At 42.6% G+C, this 18,920-nt stretch carries 17 protein-coding genes; 15 read left to right on the forward strand and 2 right to left on the reverse strand.

Annotated features, from left to right (window positions below; translation table 11 throughout):
- Positions 1-5: 5 nt before the first annotated feature.
- From BLT91_RS13880 to BLT91_RS13915, 10 genes are all read left to right on the forward strand, one after another.
- Positions 6-563, forward strand: a complete 558-nt coding sequence (locus tag BLT91_RS13880) for a DUF3658 domain-containing protein (protein WP_141224986.1) — start codon at positions 6-8, stop codon at positions 561-563.
- A 98-nt stretch (positions 564-661) separates the two neighbouring features.
- Positions 662-946: a hypothetical protein gene (locus BLT91_RS13885; protein ID WP_254776938.1), complete on the forward strand. Its 285-nt coding sequence runs from the start codon at positions 662-664 to the stop codon at positions 944-946.
- Positions 947-1,177: 231 nt separating this feature from the next.
- Positions 1,178-1,342 carry a hypothetical protein gene (locus BLT91_RS31600; RefSeq protein WP_175532296.1) on the forward strand — a complete coding sequence of 55 codons (165 nt, stop codon included), beginning with the start codon at positions 1,178-1,180 and terminating at the stop codon, positions 1,340-1,342.
- Positions 1,342-1,473, forward strand: a complete 132-nt coding sequence (locus BLT91_RS33525) for a hypothetical protein (protein ID WP_302847492.1) — start codon at positions 1,342-1,344, stop codon at positions 1,471-1,473. Before BLT91_RS31600 ends, BLT91_RS33525 begins: the two co-directional genes overlap by 1 nt.
- 564 nt (positions 1,474-2,037) lie before the next feature.
- Entirely contained in the window at positions 2,038-2,406 is a 369-nt protein-coding gene (locus BLT91_RS13890; protein ID WP_090821837.1) for a YhjD family protein, read from the forward strand.
- Positions 2,406-3,677 (forward strand): DNA polymerase IV, encoded by a 1,272-nt coding sequence (locus BLT91_RS13895; protein WP_090821839.1) that lies wholly within the window; start codon positions 2,406-2,408, stop codon positions 3,675-3,677. The genes BLT91_RS13890 and BLT91_RS13895 overlap by 1 nt, the downstream gene beginning before the upstream one ends.
- Positions 3,674-4,039, forward strand: coding sequence for a YolD-like family protein (locus BLT91_RS13900; RefSeq protein WP_090821841.1), 366 nt, complete (start codon positions 3,674-3,676; stop codon positions 4,037-4,039). Before BLT91_RS13895 ends, BLT91_RS13900 begins: the two co-directional genes overlap by 4 nt.
- A gap of 495 nt (positions 4,040-4,534) precedes the next feature.
- Positions 4,535-5,902, forward strand: coding sequence for a GTP cyclohydrolase IIa (locus BLT91_RS13905; RefSeq protein ID WP_254776939.1), 1,368 nt, complete (start codon positions 4,535-4,537; stop codon positions 5,900-5,902).
- Positions 5,903-6,024: 122 nt separating this feature from the next.
- Positions 6,025-7,041, forward strand: coding sequence for an NAD-dependent epimerase/dehydratase family protein (locus BLT91_RS13910; RefSeq protein ID WP_090821843.1), 1,017 nt, complete (start codon positions 6,025-6,027; stop codon positions 7,039-7,041).
- Between the two features lie 3 nt (positions 7,042-7,044).
- Positions 7,045-8,115, forward strand: a complete 1,071-nt coding sequence (locus BLT91_RS13915) for a dihydrodipicolinate synthase family protein (protein ID WP_090821845.1) — start codon at positions 7,045-7,047, stop codon at positions 8,113-8,115.
- Between the two features lie 338 nt (positions 8,116-8,453).
- On the opposite strand, the gene BLT91_RS13920 is transcribed toward BLT91_RS13915, so the two are convergent.
- Together BLT91_RS13920 and BLT91_RS13925 are read right to left on the reverse strand one after the other, a co-directional pair.
- On the reverse strand, positions 8,454-9,500 hold the full coding sequence (locus tag BLT91_RS13920) for a response regulator transcription factor (RefSeq protein ID WP_090821847.1): 1,047 nt from the start codon (positions 9,498-9,500) through the stop codon (positions 8,454-8,456).
- 11 nt (positions 9,501-9,511) lie between these two features.
- Positions 9,512-11,305, reverse strand: coding sequence for a cache domain-containing sensor histidine kinase (locus tag BLT91_RS13925; RefSeq protein WP_090821849.1), 1,794 nt, complete (start codon positions 11,303-11,305; stop codon positions 9,512-9,514).
- Positions 11,306-11,645: 340 nt separating this feature from the next.
- Here BLT91_RS13925 and BLT91_RS13930 point away from each other — a divergent pair, with 340 nt between their 5' ends.
- The 5 genes from BLT91_RS13930 (at position 11,646) to BLT91_RS13950 (ending at position 18,912) form a co-directional block, all read left to right on the forward strand.
- The gene (locus BLT91_RS13930) at positions 11,646-12,575 is read left to right on the forward strand and encodes an ABC transporter permease (protein WP_254776940.1); all 930 of its coding nucleotides are present in this window, start codon (positions 11,646-11,648) and stop codon (positions 12,573-12,575) included.
- A gap of 20 nt (positions 12,576-12,595) precedes the next feature.
- Positions 12,596-13,468, forward strand: a complete 873-nt coding sequence (locus BLT91_RS13935; protein ID WP_254776941.1) for a carbohydrate ABC transporter permease — start codon at positions 12,596-12,598, stop codon at positions 13,466-13,468.
- 44 nt (positions 13,469-13,512) lie between these two features.
- Positions 13,513-15,114: an extracellular solute-binding protein gene (locus BLT91_RS13940; RefSeq protein WP_254776942.1), complete on the forward strand. Its 1,602-nt coding sequence runs from the start codon at positions 13,513-13,515 to the stop codon at positions 15,112-15,114.
- Positions 15,115-15,197: 83 nt separating this feature from the next.
- The gene (locus BLT91_RS13945; RefSeq protein ID WP_090821851.1) at positions 15,198-17,675 is read left to right on the forward strand and encodes a glycoside hydrolase family 38 N-terminal domain-containing protein; all 2,478 of its coding nucleotides are present in this window, start codon (positions 15,198-15,200) and stop codon (positions 17,673-17,675) included.
- A gap of 40 nt (positions 17,676-17,715) precedes the next feature.
- A complete protein-coding gene (locus BLT91_RS13950; protein WP_090821853.1) occupies positions 17,716-18,912 on the forward strand; it encodes a DegT/DnrJ/EryC1/StrS family aminotransferase in 1,197 nt (398 codons plus the stop codon).
- Positions 18,913-18,920 lie beyond the last annotated feature (8 nt).

An 18,920-nucleotide genomic window follows, 5' to 3' on the forward strand; every position in this document is an offset into this window, starting at 1 on the left:
CGATCTTGTTTTGGGTAGGAGACAGCTCATCAGAACAAACAGGGTTTATGTGTTTATTGGCTAATTTACCAAATTCCATTCCTGTGTCGGTTGTCATGGTTTCCCAAGCTTATTACAAGAGATATGGTAAGTTCAGACCACGCTCAACTGGAGAAGTGTCTCCAGAGAAATTGTTTTCACTTATGGAAGATGCGAAAATTCTTTCCCAGCGTGCTAGGTCGCGATATTTAACGAATTGGAATCGGCTCCTTGAGGATAATGGCAACCTTAGATTACGCAAGAACCGTCAAGTCGAAACGGTACCCGAAGATTATTTTGATCAAGAGATAATAGAACGAGCTAAAAGAATTTCTCGAGAAAAATTTCATCGTAAAAGCGATGGTTTTTTCTATGCTGTGAGATTAGTGGGTGAAATCATCGGGCGTCAGAAACAGCGAATTAGAGATGATTTAATCGAGTGGCGAATTCGTTGTTTAATACAAAGGAATGTGTTTACATATCAGGGGACGCTTACTTCCATGCGTTTGTATATGATTAAGTCAGTCATTGATTCAATAGATTAAAGTCAATTGTTCTTGCACTAATGGAAGCTATAGTAAAAAAACATGAAAAGTATTTAAAGAATTAGGAGGCATTAGTGATGCTACGATGCTCATGGTGTATGAAGAAAATTAAAGAAGATAAACCCTGCTACGGTCTAAGTGTCAAGTTTGCTTCGGGGGTTGATTTTGATGAGAAAGATGGAAGGATAATTTCATTACATTTAAAAACTAGAAATACAAGTGTTCCTTTAATAGTTGTAGCCGGTGATTCAGAAGCAAAAAGAAATGATGGACAGGATGGGATTTTTGCACTTTGTAGTGAGAACTGTGCGACTAAAATGAAAGAAATAATTACAAAAGAATTAGAGCTATTTTCAGGTGAAAGCAGTATGGTACGTTTATAGCTTATTAAACTAACGAAAAACGATAGCTCAATAAAACAGCGGTAGTTAAGGACTTTATTTCTCGTCCAAGGCTGCCGATTTTGTTATTATACAAACCTCATGGGATCAGCAACCCCAGTCTAAAACATTATTTTCAACGAACAAGATGAGCTTTGATCCATTAATTCCCGCATCTTCGCGAAATAGCTTTGCTGTATAATCGTTGTTAGATGAAACAGGGAGGCGTGCACGATGAAATATCACGTAATCAGCAAGAGGACGGGCAACGTATCAACGCTATTCTATACAGAAGTAAACGATATGGACTACGACAGCGATGGGCGCGTTATCGTATTCGGAACGGATCAAGAAGCGTATTATTTACTCGCAGATTCGGTCTTAATAACGGAGGATTAATGACTTACGATTTAGCGGAGCTATCGAAAATTATCGGTTTTCATAGGAAGCATCAACGTGTGCCTTCAATGATAGAGGTCGAGCGTGTATATTTAGCGGCAAATAACGGAGATATTAACGGGGCCTTGTGACTCCTTGATTGGAAACGGCATTGCTTCTACGTAAAGGATGACGAACAGCGAGCAATTATCGCGAGAGTTTTTGAATATACTAGCGAGTTAATAAAATAACGCCAGTGCAGCGGAATCTCCGTTACACTGGCGTTATTTCTTTAATTCAGATTGTCTTCCTTAACCTCAATCGTTTAACTCACACTGAACGAGATGTAATCTTAACGGCTGTTAAACATCGATAAATTAAAACATTTTATTAAAAGTGTATACTTCAGCCGCAGATCCGTAGGCAATACTACGTTATTACTTCTGGACATCTACTATTAATTTCTTCGTGATATACCCTTATAAGTTCCGTTGATGGATCCACAACTCTCTATTACGGAAGATATCAACCTCTATAGATTGTTCTTTCAATCCTTGACATGATTTGTCAATGATCCAGTTAATCTTTCAGAATTATATTGTAATCAGAATACTTAATTCCCAATTTGATTTCCATAAATTTTACTTGCATAACGAATACGTGTTCGGTATATAATAAAAAACACGAATACACGTTCGCGTATGGTGGTGGGAAATATGAGAGTTGATTTAAGAGTTGAGAATGAAGAGGATGTTCAAATTATTAAAGAATTCACATTGTTACCTATTTTACTCGATATGCTAACAAGAGATATGGAGGAACTCAAAGTTAATAAGGATAAAATCGTTTATAATCATGTTCTTTATTATTTGAGAGAGGTTGAGACAGTGATTTATCCCCAATTACAAAGTATTAAGAGCAGTATGAAAAAGCGTGATATCAAAGTACTAAACACAACCACGAATGCAGTAGGGATTAACGTTGAATATAAGGTCCGCGGCTACATTCATCATTTCACAATGCTTCGCAGCTTGGTCAAGGCCGAGCTTATGACCACGCTCATGAATATGAGGAGGGCGTTGTGATGAGCGAGAAACGTGAGAGGACAATATTCCTCTCGGACTGCCAGTCGTTCTATGCAAGTGTTGAAAAGGCGACTCATCCGGGTCTCGAAAATCTTCCTGTTGTTGTGGCAGGGGACCCGGCTAGGAGATCAGGTATTATTTTGGCGGCATGCCCAATCGCTAAAAGCTTTGGAGTTAGTACAGCGCAGCGGCTTGGTGAAGCGCTCCAATTGTGTCCAAACGCTATCGTAATGCGTCCTCATATGCAACGTTATATAGATGTATCACTTGCCATTACTGACATTTACAAGGAATATACGGACTTGGTAGAGGTATTTTCAATAGATGAACAGTTTTTGGACGTGTCAGGTTCACTTAAACATTTCCATTGTTCACCTGAAGAGTTGGCAATCATGATTCAAAAAAAAGTTGCAGCCTCTATGAACATACGTATCCGCGTAGGTATTGGACCGACCAAGATACTTGCAAAGCAAGCGACAGATAATTTCGCAAAGAAGAACGTAAATGGTATTTTTACACTTGGAAAAGAAGATGTGGAGCGTGAGTTGTGGCCACTAACCGTTGATAAGATGTATGGAGTTGGATCGCGTATGACTCGCCACTTCGTCGCACTCGGCATGACGACAATAGGTCATGTTGCTAGGACACCTCTTGCGACACTCAAGCAGAAGTTTCGAGCTCGTTTTGGTAAACAGTCAGACATACAGGCTGAGGTGATGTGGCGTACTGCCAATGGATTAGATGACAGTCCAGTCACACCAGGAACGTTTGACGTAATGCCTAAATCAATCGGGCATGGAATGACTTTGCCACGAGACTATACGACCGCGGAGGAAGTTGATATTGTACTGTTGGAATTAACCGAGGAGGTATGTCGGGATGCACGAGCAAAAGGGTTTACGAGCGGAACTGTTCATGTCTTTTGCATGTGCTCGCCATACGATGCACCAACAGGTTTTAGTCAGCAACGGAAAATGCCGTTGTGTACGAATAATACGCTGAAAGTATATAGATCTGTTCGCGAGATATTTCATCGTAATTGGAATGGTCTACCTGTGCGTAAAGTCGGCGTCACGCTCGGATCACTTGCTGATGAAGAGATCACGCAATTGGATTTATTCGAAGATATTACAAAGGTTCGTGAGCTTGATCGTGTCGTGGATGGTATTAAAGACCGTTTTGGTAGTACGGCACTCATCCGCGCATCAAGTCTGATGAAAGCCGGTCTCGCGGTAGACAGAGCTGGAAAAATTGGAGGGCATTATCGATGAGCAAGAAACTAGAACGGAACGGTTTATGGGAGTCTAGTCGGATGATGCTTCCTCAACATAAAGAATCTGCAATAAGAAACCAGAAAGAAATGCAACGCATCCAGCGTCTAGTACTTGATGAGCAGGAAGTGCAAATCATATCATCAACGCTGAGTCAGTCGCAGATGTATAAGAAGACTGTTGAACTCACATTATATGGTGAGTTTCAGCCACGTACCATTATGGGCATTGTGACGCGCAGCAAACACGGCGAATTCCGAGTTGACACTGTTGATCCGTTTAATGGAATTGAGGACTGGGGTTGGATCAGCTATAAAGATGTGTTGAAGGCAGAGCTGAGTAGAGAGTGGACTGAGGATTAAATAATCAATCCGTAGAGGCGCTGGGAGAAAATAAAACAACACCTAAATGTAATTTTACAATAATTTTCATTCAATCAATGGTGAACGAGAGCTTATTAGGAGAAGGCTATCGAGTAATGATAGAAGCCAATAAACAAAGCATAAAGGTATTGAGAATATGCGAAAAATCAGTGTTCAGTATTTTTGTAATGGTGTCCAGCATCCTATTGGCGATTTACTTAATCGGCCTGACTGCAATGCTAGAAGACGGGATCTAGAGCGTTGATTCCCAGGCCTTGGTCCCGGAGACCTTGCAGCCGGGTCATTATCACCGCTTGTCTACAAGCAATAAGAAAGAAGACGCAATAAAGCTTTTCGGATATTATAAGAAACCGCAACATCTTCTATCGAAGAATGGTACGGTTTCTTATTTTGACAGCATGGGCTGAGAAGGATATATTTTTAATTAAAATGTACCTTAGGGTAATAAGTCAGACATAATGCGAGGGAGCATCATTGGACACTTTTCAAAAAATAGTTAGTCACAGCAGTCTGGATGCCGGGATTAAGATTGGCATTGTCGGACCCAAAGATATGGTCTCCAGAATCGTCAAGGTAATTAAGAATTTCCCTACGTTTGAACCCGTTGTAAGGTTTTCAAGAAATGAATTGGAAACACCTGATTTGTCGGATGAAATAAAGCATGAGGTTGAGGTATTGTTATTATGCGGCCCAGTGCCTTACCGGAAAGTATTGGAGAAAGTGGAATCGGTGATACCCGTTCATTATGTCAGTTATAACGAAACGGTGTTATATAAAGCTTTGTACAACTTCCAAAAAAAGATTGGGAAGTTGAATGGGAATGCAATAAGTTTAGATACGGTAAGTCCAATTATGGTGAAACGATTCTTAGAAGAACTTGACGAACAAGATTTGCAAATCATTTGCTATGATGGAGCAAGCAACCCTACTAGAGACCAGTTGTTGGATTTCCATAAAGATTGTTTTAGCAAAGGCTTAGCGTTTGGTGCACTCACCGGAATAAATTCAATTTCGGCTGAATTAAATGATTTAGGTATTCCTAATGAATGGGTGGTCCCAACCACACAGGACATTGTTGTTGCTCTAGAAAGAGCGCTATTATCGACTGACGCAAGGAAAAGTAAGGAATCACAGATTGTCGTAGGTCTTATTAATGTAGATGGTTTTGGAAAAATCGTCGATCGCCATGACTCGGAACATGAAATTCAAAAGCTAAAGCTCAATATTCACAGAATTTTGCTTGATTATGTGGATTCGTTAAGAGGTCATCTTACTCATCTGGGAGGAGATGAATATTTATTTTTTACAACTAGAGGGATATTTGAACAAGAAACGGCAGGATATAAAAGAGTGCCATTGGCATCGGAAATCTATAGATCGTATCAATTAACTTTAAGTATCGGAATTGGATTCGGCAGAACAGCCAATGAAGCGGGCTCAAATGCCAGATCAGCACTGCGGAAATCGAAGGAAGCCCGAGGCAACTCCTGTTTTATTGTTAGAGAAGATGGAGGCATCCTTGGACCGTTAGAGATGGCAGATGCCCTTGTTAATGATTTGTCAATCGTAAATCCGGACTTGATTCATAAAGCAGAAAACGCAAATCTGACCTCATCCTATTTAAGTAAATTGCTTGTATCCTATGCGCGCAGCGGGAAGAAAGAGTATAACGTGCAAGAATTGGCTTCGCTGCTGAATATAACAGTAAGAAGCACCCATCGATTGCTGTTGGAGTGGTCAGATACGGGATTAGTCCAAACAAGCGGCATGGAAAAAATGCCGAAAGGCCGTCCAAGGCAAATATTTCAGTTTATTTTTCTGGATGAAAGCATAATGAATTAGGGGAGGTGTAAGGATAGTATTTACCTTTGCCCTCAATATATAAAGACATTTAAAAGACTTGTCTCTAATGAATCTCCTCTTTAAAATAACGTTATAGACGTGTAATTAGAGAGGAGTTTGACATGAAAACAATCCATGAGTTGGAAACAAAGTTAGCGCAGCCTTCGCCCGCTTTAGTTAAGGATATCGCTGCATTGGATGGGGATATTTTGCTGCTCGGTATAGGGGGGAAGATGGGGCCTAGTTTAGCAAGGTTAGCCATGAACGCCATAAAAGAAGCAGGAGTGAAGAAGAAGGTCATTGGCGCTTCACGCTTTTCCTCTACAGGATTAAAACAAGAGCTAGAAGCAGACGGGGTTGAAACGATTTCCTGTGATTTACTGAACGATCAGCAGCTTCAGGAGCTGCCGGATGTGAAGAATGTTATCTACATGGCGGGGAATAAATTCGGCACGATGGGGAATGAACATTTTACTTGGGCGATGAATTCCTATCTCCCTGGCCGTGTTGCCGAAAAATATAAAAATTCTCGTATTGTTGTATTTTCAACAGGAAATGTATACCCGTTCACATCGGTTTCTCAAGGAGGACCTACGGAAAACAGTGCGACAGGTCCGATAGGAGAATATGGACAATCTTGCTTAGGACGCGAGAGGATTTTTGAGCATTTTTCACTTAAGAATAGGACGCCCATGACCATTTTCAGGCTTAATTATGCGGTGGATATGCGTTATGGGGTGCTTTTGGAAATAGCTAAATCAGTAAAAGCAGGGAAACCTATTGACATCACCATGGGTAATTTCAACTGTATTTGGCAGGGGGATGCCAATGAATATGCCATCCGTTCCTTGAATATAAGCAATAATCCACCGGAGGTTATTAATGTATCCGGTCCTGAAACGATATCGATGCGTTGGGTGACAAGTATGTTTGCACGAAGATTTGGCGTGGAGCCTATCTTTACGGGGGAAGAATCGCCAACCGCTTTGCTGAGCAATTCTGCAAAAGCCCATCAGATATTTGGGTATCCGCGGGTTTCCCTGCAGCAGATGATCGAATGGACGTCAGATTGGGTTATGGCCGATGGACATACTTGGAATAAACCAACTCACTTCCAGGAGCGGGAGGGGAAATATTAATCGATGAGCCCAATAAAACCTCTTAGTACGGAAAAGAACAAAGCACTGCATGATGGATTGGTAATTCCCGCACACCCGCTTGCTTTAAACGCAGAAAGACAATTGGATGAACGCCGACAAAGAGCTTTAACGCGTTATTATATGTCCGCAGGGGCAGGCGGAATCGCTGTTGGGGTCCATACTACACAGTTTGAAATTAGAGATAAGCAGTATAATCTCTATGAAAAAGTACTTCAATTAGCATCCGAGGAAGTTAAGAAAGCTGTGTTGACCAGACCATTTCTGCAGATAGCCGGTATATGCGGGCCAACGGAACAGGCTGTTTACGAAGCCGAAGCAGCAGTGGAACTCGGATTTGATCTCGGTTTAGTCAGCATGGGAGGACTTCAAAGTTGGACAGAGAAAGAACTGCTGCAGCGTATCGAAAAAATTGCGGATATCATCCCGATATTCGGCTTTTATTTGCAGCCATCTGTCGGCGGAAGAGTACTTTCTTATGATTTTTGGAAAGAGTTTGCGAACATTCCTGGTGTGGCTGCTATCAAAATGGCACCGTTTAACCGTTATCAAACGATAGACGTGGTTCGCGCTGTGTGTAATTCCGAGCGGCGGGATGAAATCGCTTTGTATACAGGTAATGACGATAATATTGTAAATGATCTGTTGACCACTTATCGCTTTGTCGTTAATGGTACAAAAATGGAGAAAAAAATAGTGGGTGGACTGCTGGGACACTGGTCCGTTTGGACGCAAAAGGCTGTTGAGCTTCTGGAGGCAATAAAGCTTGTGCGTTATGGGGAGAGTTTTAACTTTGACTGGTTGACGAGCAATATAGAGGTTACAGATTCCAATGCGGCATTTTTTGATTCTGCCCATGGGTTTGCTGGCTGCATTGCCGGGATCCATGAAGTGCTCAGGAGACAGGGGCTTCTGGAAGGGCGTTGGTGTTTAAATCCTGAAGAAGAACTGTCTAATGGACAGATGGAGGAAATTGACCGCGTGTATCGGGAGTATCCCCATTTGAACGATGATGAATTTGTGAAGAGGCATTTAGCCAAATGGCTGACTGATTGATTGAAAAGGGTTGAATGTCAACCTTCAGAAGCCTATTGTGCTGAAAAACAACCAGTACATCATTTCTATAGATGATCTGCAAAGTTTGGTTAGGTCGCGACTTCGAAGGGAAAGGGATGCTGAAAAATTGATTTTACCGTCGGCCATCGGAAAATATTTGTAGATCAAATAATAAATTAGGCCGGGCACAAAGGTATGGGACTAGGTTCTCGACGTTTCGACCACCGGAATCAAAATGCACGATTGGGGATTGTTATTAATCAAGAGGGCTGCCGTAGCATCGAACGGTGGCCTCATAAACGGAAGCACCCGATAAAGGAGGTGCATTCCGTTTATCATTACATTCTTTTTTTAACCTCCGTAGGGGAGAGACCCCAGTATTTTTTAAATACCTTGGTGAAATGGGGGTAGTCCGTGTAGCCTACTGAATAAGCGATTTCGTAAGTTTTGCAATTTGGATCAGAAAGCAGCGATTTGGCCTTCTCCAATCTAAGCTTTGTTAAATATTGGATAAAGCTGATGCCGAATTCCTCTTTAAAGGATCGGCTGAAGTAGGAAGCGGACATGCCAATAACATCTGCGACCTCCTGAAGGGATAATGATTCTTTGGCAAAATGCTCTTGCATGTACTCGCTCGCACGTTTGATATTCTGATGGCTGCCCCAGTTTCGGGTAAGCCGAATTTCCTCAATCATCTTCAGTATGTGAGTCTCTACTGCATGATAAATGAATTCTGGTCGTTCCGCTACGGTGGACAAATCTACGGGTTCCTGCCGTCGGGTGTGTCCGATCCGCTGATCCATTTCCCCGTCTATTAAACTCATGAGATCCAAATAAACTTGCTTCAGCATACCATTATCCACAATATTACCAAGAAGATCGGAGTGGATGCCTTTTAACTCCTCCAACACTTCATTTTCGTTTAGCAGTTCAAGATGCTTAACAAGGGGGAGCGCTCTTTCCTTGCAATACCAGATCCATTCACTGCGTTCAAGCTTCGATTGCTTATCGCCCTTAAATCGGTTCAGCACTCGCTCTAAAGTCTCCTGTAATTGTGAAGGACTTATGGGCTTTAACAAGTAGTCTACAACACCGAAACGCATTGCCATCTGAGCATATGTGAAATCATCGTGGCCGGAAATAATAATAAACTCCGATCTTAAATTCCGCCTTCTAGACTCTTCAATTAACTCTAATCCTCCCATAACAGGCATACGAATATCTGTAATAACAAGGTTAGGGTTCCACTGTTCAATGGCCGTGAGCGCTTCCTGGCCATCTTCAGCCTCCCCAACGACTTGAAAGGGAATGTCTGATGAATCAATTAACTTTCTTAGCGTGAGTTTAATCATATGTTCATCGTCAACTATGACCACCGTATACATGCTCGTCCTCCTTAATCCTTCTTATAAGGGAGTTTAATTGCGATTATTGTTCCATCTTTATCGGACTTTTCAATATAAAGTCCGTAAGGGGCACCAAAAGTTAAACGAAGACGATGATGCACATTTAAAAGTCCGATTCTATGAAAGGATGGTTCTGCTGCCTCTTCGATTGAAACCGTGAACTCCTCTAGAAAGTGACGATTGTACTTCTCCATTTGATCAGAAGGCATCCCATTCCCTTTATCTGTAATTCGTAGGATATAATAATGATTCGTGACTTCATCAGATATTCCGATATACTCAGGCTTTAATTTATGTTTCTCATAGCCGTGGATGAAGGCGTTTTCAACCATGGGTTGAATCATTAATCTTACAGCTTGCACCTGAGTCAGCATCGTATCGTCCAGTGCCATATCGGCTATAAAATAACGATATCTCTCTTTTTGAATGGAAAAATACGTAGATACATGAGTGATTTCTTCCTTTAAGGTAACTACTTGGTTAGGGTAACCTACACTGTATCTGAAGATACTGGCAAGAGAGGTCGCCATATGGCTGATCGGAAGAACCCCTTCCAAAATGGCATACGAGTTAATAATCTCAAGTGTGTTATACAAGAAATGCGGATTGATTTGCGATTGCATCGCTTGCAGTGCTGATTCTCTTTGCTTGATTTCCATTTCTTTTTCTTTCAGCTTGGACGTATGAACGACTTCAATTAATCTTCTTATTTCACTCACCATTTTATTAAAGCTGCGGTTCAAAGTACCGATTTCGTCTTGTCTGTGTTCGGGGGCTCTGACGGTAAGATCTCCGTGTTCCGCCTTTTTCATGAGGCGCTGTATATAAGATAAAGAACGAGTTAATTGAAGGGAAAATCCACTAACGACTATGAGAACAAAGAGCATGAGGAGACTGCCAATCCATATAGTCATATTACGCATCTCAATCAGGTTGACAATTAACTCATGTATCGGTACTTCAGAGACCATGATCCAATTATTTAAGGCCGATTTGTGGAAAACAACAAGGTTCTCCTGTCCGTCAATTTTCTCAGAGAAGAAGCCCTCTCCGTAATGTCTATTAAAATTATCAAGGTAAGCTGGGGGAGCATCTTGACCCAATTTTTGTTTGTCCGGATGGTAAACAATGCGTCCATTGGAATCAATAACCCATACAAATCCAGCATTCCCAAGCTTCACAGTTTCGGCGATCTTAGCGATCTCGGTTATATATAAATCAGTGATTAGCATGCCTTTTGTCTGATAGGTCAATGTATCGCGAAATTTACGCGTCACTGTTAACATAGGGACGGAATCAATCTCGTTGATTCCCATGTTTTTATAGCTTTCGCTATCCGTCAGATCAGACATATACTTCTTATTTCGTTCTCTGGCTAAGTTTCCCCCATAAGTTGTTGCAATCCCGCTATTGGAAATGATGGAGAAGCCGGAGATGTCAGACCTGCCGAATAAAATGTTGGGCAGCAGCTCTTTTTCAATTTGTTGGGTTACCTTGAACAGTTGATACTGGTCAATAGGATCAATTTCCATGAATTGTTGGATCAGCGGATTAATAATTAAAGGAAAGGTGCTTCTTTCCAAATCGGCAAAGTAGGAATCCAATTGATTGCTGACTTGACTAACCAATTGTTGGTTGGAATGAATGGCATTGTTTTCGATGATATCACTCGATTTTTCATACCAAAGTGTGCCAAGTATTAAAAAAGGAAGACACAAACAGAATAAGATTAAAACAACAAGTTTTGTTTTAATAGAAAGGTACTTTCTATTTCTTAGCTTCATTTTGCCTCCTAAGTCCCTAAAGCTAGAGTGAATCACCCAAGAGTTACTCTTAGTTATTATAAGGAATATACTTTTTAAAGTATACTCTCAAGTTTTACATCACAACGAGCGTAATCGCACAAATAGACTTTATTAAGGGGTTGAATGTTATAAAAAGTCATGTCATCATGTGGGAGATGTGCTGAACGCTTCTAAAGCTGCCGTGGAAGCAGACGAGTATGTAAAGACAGTTTCTTTATTTAAGTAAAAATAACACAACATTTCGCAAAAATTGACCTGTTGCTGCAAATGAAAAGTAGATATAGTTGGATCTATAGCAAAGAAGAACGAGGGGGAAGAAATGAAATCAGTGGAGATGAAAGCGATACCAAGAAAAAAGAACTATTTCATAAAGAATTGGCAAACCTACTCAATGATTGTCCCCGGACTCTTATTCTTTATTATATTTATCTACATCCCTCTATGCGGGAGCATTATCGCTTTTCAGGATTACAACATATTCAATGGCGTGTTTCATAGTAAGTTTGTCGGGCTTAAACATTTCGAGAATCTTTTTGCATATCCTGAATTTTACCGTGTACTTAAAAATACATTGATCATTAGCTTGTACCAGCTTGTTCTTGGATTTCCCGCGCCTATTATCCTAGCACTGCTGCTAAACGAAGTTAGCAAGATGCTATTTAAGCGAATTATCCAAACGGTACTCTATTTGCCGCATTTTTTATCCTGGGTTATCGTAGGTGGTTTGTTCATTAACCTGTTGTCTCCGAGGGTGGGGATGATCAACGAAATGATCAAATATTTTGGCGGAGAGCCTATCTTCTTTGTTCAAGAGCCTGGGTATTTCCGATCCATTATTGTTTCATCCGGGATTTGGAAGGAAGTCGGGTGGGGGACGATTATTTACCTGGCAGCATTAGCCGGTATTAATCCTGAGCTATATGAATCCGCTGAGATGGATGGGGCGGGGAAGTTCAGACAAGTATTCAGCATCACTTTACCTAGTATATTGCCAACCATCGCAATCCTGTTTTTACTACGAATTGGCAGCATTATGGATACGGGCTTTGAGCAAATTTATATGTTCCTGAATCCGCTTGTATACGATGTGGGCGAAGTGTTTGACACTTATATTTATAGGGTTGGGCTATTGGGCGCACAATTCAGTGCAACGACAGCGATCGGGATCTTTAAATCCGTTGTTGGGTTTATTCTAATCATAGCTGCCAATCAGTTAAGCAAAAAGGCGACAGGCAACTCTATCTACTAGCAAAGGAGGTTCGCCTCAAGATGAATCGAGCGACTGTTTTACAAAAGGTATTTATGAACTTTAATTATATCTTCTTAATTGCGACTTCGCTGCTCATGCTGATTCCGTTTATTCATATTGTTGCCGGATCTTTGAGCAGCGGACTGGCGATTGACAGGGGAGATGTTCAACTCTGGCCATCCCAATTTACCTTAGATAACTACCGTGCTGTTTTCAGCGATCCGAATATATGGCGGTCGATCGGGGTTACCGTATTCGTTACAGTTGTAGGCACCGCTTCTAACTTGTTTTTTACATCCCTGATGGCCTTCGGCTTAACTAAAAAGGATATAAAGGGACGCAAATTTATCATGCTGTTTATTCTCTTTACAATGATATTCCAAGCACCCATGATTCCAAGCTATCTGGTAGTGAAGTCGTTAGGAATGATAGATACCGTTTGGTCACTGATTATTCCGGGGACGATTAGCGCATTTAACCTGATTATTATGATCTCATTTTTCCAAAACATTCCGGAAGGACTTGTTGACTCTGCGAAAATAGACGGCTGTGGGGAATATCGGACTTTGTTTCGTATTGTGTATCCTTTATCCCTACCGTCATTAAGCACGATTGGTCTCTTCTATGCAGTCTCGCACTGGAATGGTTATTACGCAGCCATGATGTACATTCGGAATCCTCACTTATATCCGCTGCAGGTTAAGCTTCGACAGCTCATCGTGCAGAACGATGCGGAGCAAATGTTGCATAATGCGGCTTTGCTTACCGTGCAATCGGTTGAGGGGTTGAAAATGGCTTCCATTATGGTGGCTACCTTACCTATTCTGATTGTCTATCCTTTGATTCAAAAGCATTTTGTGAAAGGCTCAATGCTGGGCTCGGTTAAAGGGTGAATAATAAAAAAACACTTTTGAAATTGAAATGGGGAGAGGTCAAAGTGAAATTTAGAAAACCGTTCGTTGTTATGTCGTGTGCTGCTGTGATGACAAGTGTTTTGTATGGCTGTTCTACTAAAACCGAGGAGCCGGTCAAACAACCACAAGCTTCTGGTCAAGCAACGTCAGTTCCGAAGCAAGAGCCCACAAAGATTAAAGTCGCGCTTGAAACCGGCGGTTTGAAATATGTGGAACAGTCATCAGACATCAATAGTGATAAATATGTGAAAAAGCTGGAGGAGCTTGCCAATGTCGATCTGAATTTGCAGCTTATCCAACATACCAATTATGAGCAGAACTTAACATTGCTCATGGCAGGAGGGGAATTACCTGATCTGCTGCAGACTCACGGGATTAACACACCGCAGATCGCTCCTGCGATTGATGCTGGTCAACTTCTTCCACTCAACGATTTAATAGACAAGTATGGTCCGAATCTTAAGAAAAATATTCCTCAAGAATCTTGGGATAGTGCAAAGGTAAGTAAGGATGGCAAGATTTATGGCATTCCTCAGCCGAACCCGATCCGTGTCGACACGGTCACTTATATCCGCAAAGACTGGTTGAATAAGATTGGTATGGCAGAACCCAAAACAGTAGATGATTATATCAAGATGCTAACTGCCTTCCGCGACCAAGATCCGAACGGGAACGGAAAGAAGGATGAGATTCCATTCTCTGCCCGTGCGAAGCTATCATTTGGGTATGCTTTCTTCGGCGCTTATGATGTCCAACCACAAGCGTGGAAATTTATTGACGGACAGCTCGTTCCAAACATTATTCGTCCTGAGATGGTTGATGCTTTGAAAATCTACCAAAAGTTGTACGCCGAGAAACTCATTGATAATGAGGTTTTGGTGAATCAAGGGAAAGATTGGGATGCCAAAATCAAAGCTCAAGCCATTGTTGGCATGTGGGCACATTCCTCAGCGCAGCCTGATTCTTGGGCCACTTCTGTAAAAGCAGGCGATCCGAAGGCGGAAATAGCTGTTATTGCTTCACCTGTTGGACCAAGCGGTAAACCGGGAGGCATTTATTCCATGGGCTCTACGGTGTCCGATTTTGTATGGACTATCTCGAAAAATGTAAAAGATCCAGCAGCCATTATTAAATTCCTTGACTGGTATTATGCAACCGGTGACAAAGCGAAAGATGACTTCTTCGTCTATGGATTAAAGGGTACAGATTACACAGAAGAGGGCGGCAAGGTTAAGTACAACTATCCGACAACCGATCAAGGGAACAGCGAGCAGTTTATGCACCAGGAATGGATTCACTTCACAGGTCCAAAAACGCACCTGACGGATCCGGAATACATTAAAAACAAGCCGGGTGGCGGTGGTGACATGATTCTCAAATCGTTGGCTGTGGCAGCAAAAGAAGGCTTAGTTGATGATGGCCTCGACATGCCGACCATGCCGTCTGCTGTTGCACATCCGGAATTGAAATATGACGGATTGTGGTTGGAGTTTGCAGCAAAGGTTATGACGGGTAAAGAATCTGCTGACAAATTTAATGATTTCGTTGCGGACTGGAAGAAGCGCGGTGGCGATCAATTAATTAAAGAAGCAACAGAATGGTATAACAAAATGCACAAGAAATAAGGATGGTAAGTGAATAACAAGGCCCCCGAACCCTAAAAAGTCGGGGGTTTTATAAAATAACCGATAGGCGTAGGAGGAGAACTGTGCGCAAACTACATTTGATCTGCAACGCTCATTTGGACCCGGCATGGTTATGGGAAATTGAAGAAGGTGCAGGAGAGGCGCTTTCTACCTTCCGCATAGCTGCTGATTTTTGCGAAGAATATGAGGGGTTCGTATTTAATCATAATGAGGTGATCTTATATAAATGGATTGAAGAGTACGATCCCAGTTTATTTCAGCGAATTCAAGGGCTGGTCAAACAGGGGAAATGGCATATTATGGGCGGCTGGTATTTACAACCAGACTGCAACATGCCTAGCGGCGAGTCTTTTGTGAGACAAATACTATTAGGAAGAAACTATTTCAGAGAAAAATTTGGCGTGGAACCGAAGACAGCCATTAATTTTGATCCCTTTGGCCATACACGCGGTTTAGTTCAGATTATGGAGAAATCCGGCTTTGATTCGTATATTTTTTGCCGTCCTGCAGAGAATGATTGCAGTCTCCCTGATGAAGAATTTATTTGGGTTGGCTATGATGGGTCGGAGGTTGTTGGACACCGGGCTTTTAAGGCCTACCTTTCCGGCCACGGCAAGGCACACCTTAAGGTTGAGAGCTGGTTGGAAGCCAATAAGGATAAATCAGAAGGGCTTGTGTTATGGGGTATTGGCAACCATGGAGGAGGTCCCTCAAGAATCGACTTGAACAATCTGAAAGCTTTAGCGGAGAAAACGACGGAATTCGAAATCATACACTCCATACCGGAGGATTATTTTATAGAATTGAAAGCAAGTGGTAAAGCATTGCCAAGATATGAGAAGGATTTGAACCCTTGGGCAGTTGGCTGCTATACCTCGCAGATTCGCATCAAACAAAAGCATCGCTTATTGGAAAATGAGATTTATATGCTGGAGAAGATGATGTCCAATGCTGCATTGCAAGGGCTTACGACATATCCGCAGCAAGATATTCAAGAGTCGCTTATAGATCTGATGATCGCCGAATTCCATGATATTTTGCCGGGATCCTCCATACAGCTTGTCGAAGACCATTCATTAAGGCTAATGGACCATGGACTTGAGATCGTATCCAGACTGAAGGCCAGAGCATTCTTTGCTTTAACTGCCGGTCAGAAGAAGGCGGAGGATGGGGAAGTTCCGATCTTCATATATAACCCTCATCCTTACAAGGTAAAAGGGATATTTGAATGTGAATTTCAACTGCCCAAAGGCTCCAAGGATCAGTTTGCGAACCCAGTTGTGTATAAGAACGGACTAAAGCTGCCTTCTCAGGTGGAAAAGGAAGTAAGCAATCTGTATATCGACTGGAGAAAACGATCCGTTTTTGCAGCCGAGTTGGAGCCGGGTCAATTGAATCGTTTTGATGTAAAGATTGAGTTTTTGACAGCGAAGCCCAAGCCGATGCTTCAAGCAGAAAAAGGAAAGATTTTGTTCAAAACCGACGATCTTGAGGTAGTCATCAATACGAAGACGGGCTTGATCGATCTCTATATAGCCAGCGGTGTGTCATATTTGAAGGAAAATGCGTTTCAACCCATCGTTATGGAGGATCAAGATGATTCTTGGGGCAGTCAGATCCAGAGTTTTCCTAAGAAAAAAGGTTGCTTTGGGCTGATGTCCAAAAGACAAGGCACCCGATATTCAGGACTTCCCGGAAAGTCCATAGACAGCGTAAGAATTGTTGAAGATGGGGAAGCGAGAACCGTCGTAGAAGCTCTGATGACATATGGCGATTCCTCTATTTGCCAAACCTATAAGCTGCCGAAGCAGGGAACGGAAATTCAGGTTGATGTGCTGGTTCATTGGAATGAAAAAAAGAGCATGTTGAAATTAGCCGTACCGACCCTCTTTAACGATGCCCAATATCGCGGGCAGGTGGCCTATGGAACAGATGAATTACCAAATAACGGAAGAGAAGTTGTATCGCAAAAATGGGTCGGCGTTTTCTCGGAGGCACACAACGTCGCTTTTACCTGCACGAATGATGGGATTTATGGCTCGGATTTGTTAGACGGGGAGATGAGGCTGTCCTTGCTTCGTTCTCCTGGGTATTCAGCACTGCCCGGAGGCAAGAAGACCAATACGATGCCTAGGGATCGCTTTTCCAACCGAATGGATCAGGGAGAGCGCAAATATTCATTTTGGTTTAAAGGCTCCGAGCTTGCGGAGCGAGTTGCTTCCGTGGATAGGGAGGCATTGGCACATAATGAGAAGCCATACGCCCTTACCTATTTCCCCTCCGGTGCCGGAGAGCTGCCTAAACCGCTGATTACTCTGAATGACGATGTGGTGCAGATGACTGCGTTTAAGAAAGCGGAAGCTTCCGAAGATTACATCATTCGCTTATTTGAACCAACCGGACAACCGCGTTCTACAGTCATTCATTTGCCTGCGCTGGGAATCGAGCAGCAGGTCGAGCTCGGCAAGTTTGAAATGAAAACATTACGTTTGGACGTCGAAGCCGGAAGGCTCACTGAGGAAAATGTAATGGAATATTAAATCCTTTCATAAAGAGCAAGCAAGGGAGATGGAACAATAGATGGATAAATTAGCGATCACCGGAGGTACACCCGTAAGAACGGCCCCCTTTCCAAGCTGGCCGATTGTTGGTGAAGAAGAAGAACGATTGATTCTCGAAGTGGTTCGCTCAGGTAAATGGGGCGGATCAGGAACCCGCATTAAACTTGTAGAACTGGAGGAGAGGTTTGCCGCACTTCATCAGGCGAAGCACGCAATCACGCTGGTAAACGGAACGATGGGGTTAACCGTGGCCCTACAAGCTGTCGGTGTTCAGCCGGGGGATGAGGTCATTATGCCGCCGTATACCTTTATTGCAACTGCAACATCCGCATTGATATTCGGTGCCATTCCCGTATTTGTGGATGTAGAAGCTGAAACGCTTAATTTGGACCCGGAGAAAGTAGAGGCAGCGATTACACCTCGAACAAAAGCAATCGTCGCTGTTCATATTGCAGGTGCACCCGCGAATATGACGCGATTGAAAGAAATTGCGGCTAAGCATGGATTGCGACTGATTGAGGATTCGGCGCAAGGAGTTGGCGCAGAATGGGAAGGGCGCAAGGTCGGGGCTCTTGGGGATATCGGATCATTCAGTTTTCAACTTGGCAAAAATATCACTTCGGGTGAGGGCGGAATTATGCTCTCAAACGATGAAGAAGTGGCCGACCATGCTTGGTCGCTTACCAATGTGGGGAGAATCCGCAAAGGCGAATGGTATCAGCACGAACGAATTGGCTGGAATTTGCGTATGACGGAGTTTCAGGCAGCGATTGCTTTGGCCCAGCTTAGCCGCTTTGAAGAGCAATTTGCTCTGCGTGAGCGTAATGCCAAACTGTTAAATGAGCTTTTTGCTGAAATTGAAGGAATTCGGTTGCTGCAGACGGATCCACGGATCACCGCTAATGGCAGGCATATGTATATGTTTGCGCTGGACCCTGCGCTTGCCGATCGGCTTGATAAGCAGAGTGTGATTAATATGCTTAATGCGGAAGGGATTCCAGCTCAGCCGGGATATGTATCACTTAATCATAATAAGGCGGTAATTGCGGATACGAAAAAATGGACTGGTGAAGAGCGCGTATATTCATGTCCAATAAGTGAGAGGTTTTGCGATAAGGAAGTGCTATGGTTGATGCAAAACGTTCTTCTTGCCGGGGAGAAGGATATGCATCAAATCGCAGATGCCGTGTTGAAAGTCATCCGTGCTGTAACCTAGCAAATTTT

Origin of the sequence: Paenibacillus sp. yr247 (assembly GCF_900103825.1) — a bacterium.
GTDB lineage: Bacteria > Bacillota > Bacilli > Paenibacillales > NBRC-103111 > Paenibacillus_E.

Excerpts from the sequence above, each read along its gene's own strand:
- BLT91_RS13885 (WP_254776938.1), top strand. The coding sequence starts at position 662 with ATGAAGAAAATTAAAGAAGATAAACCCTGCTACGGTCTAAGTGTCAAG.
- BLT91_RS31600 (WP_175532296.1), top strand. The coding sequence starts at position 1,178 with ATGAAATATCACGTAATCAGCAAGAGGACGGGCAACGTATCAACGCTA.
- BLT91_RS33525 (WP_302847492.1), top strand. The coding sequence starts at position 1,342 with ATGACTTACGATTTAGCGGAGCTATCGAAAATTATCGGTTTTCATAGG.
- BLT91_RS13890 (WP_090821837.1), top strand. The coding sequence starts at position 2,038 with ATGAGAGTTGATTTAAGAGTTGAGAATGAAGAGGATGTTCAAATTATT.
- BLT91_RS13895 (WP_090821839.1), top strand. The coding sequence starts at position 2,406 with ATGAGCGAGAAACGTGAGAGGACAATATTCCTCTCGGACTGCCAGTCG.
- BLT91_RS13900 (WP_090821841.1), top strand. The coding sequence starts at position 3,674 with ATGAGCAAGAAACTAGAACGGAACGGTTTATGGGAGTCTAGTCGGATG.
- BLT91_RS13910 (WP_090821843.1), top strand. The coding sequence starts at position 6,025 with ATGAAAACAATCCATGAGTTGGAAACAAAGTTAGCGCAGCCTTCGCCC.
- BLT91_RS13915 (WP_090821845.1), top strand. The coding sequence starts at position 7,045 with ATGAGCCCAATAAAACCTCTTAGTACGGAAAAGAACAAAGCACTGCAT.
- BLT91_RS13920 (WP_090821847.1), bottom strand. The coding sequence starts at position 9,500 with ATGTATACGGTGGTCATAGTTGACGATGAACATATGATTAAACTCACG.
- BLT91_RS13925 (WP_090821849.1), bottom strand. The coding sequence starts at position 11,305 with ATGAAGCTAAGAAATAGAAAGTACCTTTCTATTAAAACAAAACTTGTT.
- BLT91_RS13930 (WP_254776940.1), top strand. The coding sequence starts at position 11,646 with ATGAAATCAGTGGAGATGAAAGCGATACCAAGAAAAAAGAACTATTTC.
- BLT91_RS13935 (WP_254776941.1), top strand. The coding sequence starts at position 12,596 with ATGAATCGAGCGACTGTTTTACAAAAGGTATTTATGAACTTTAATTAT.
- BLT91_RS13950 (WP_090821853.1), top strand. The coding sequence starts at position 17,716 with ATGGATAAATTAGCGATCACCGGAGGTACACCCGTAAGAACGGCCCCC.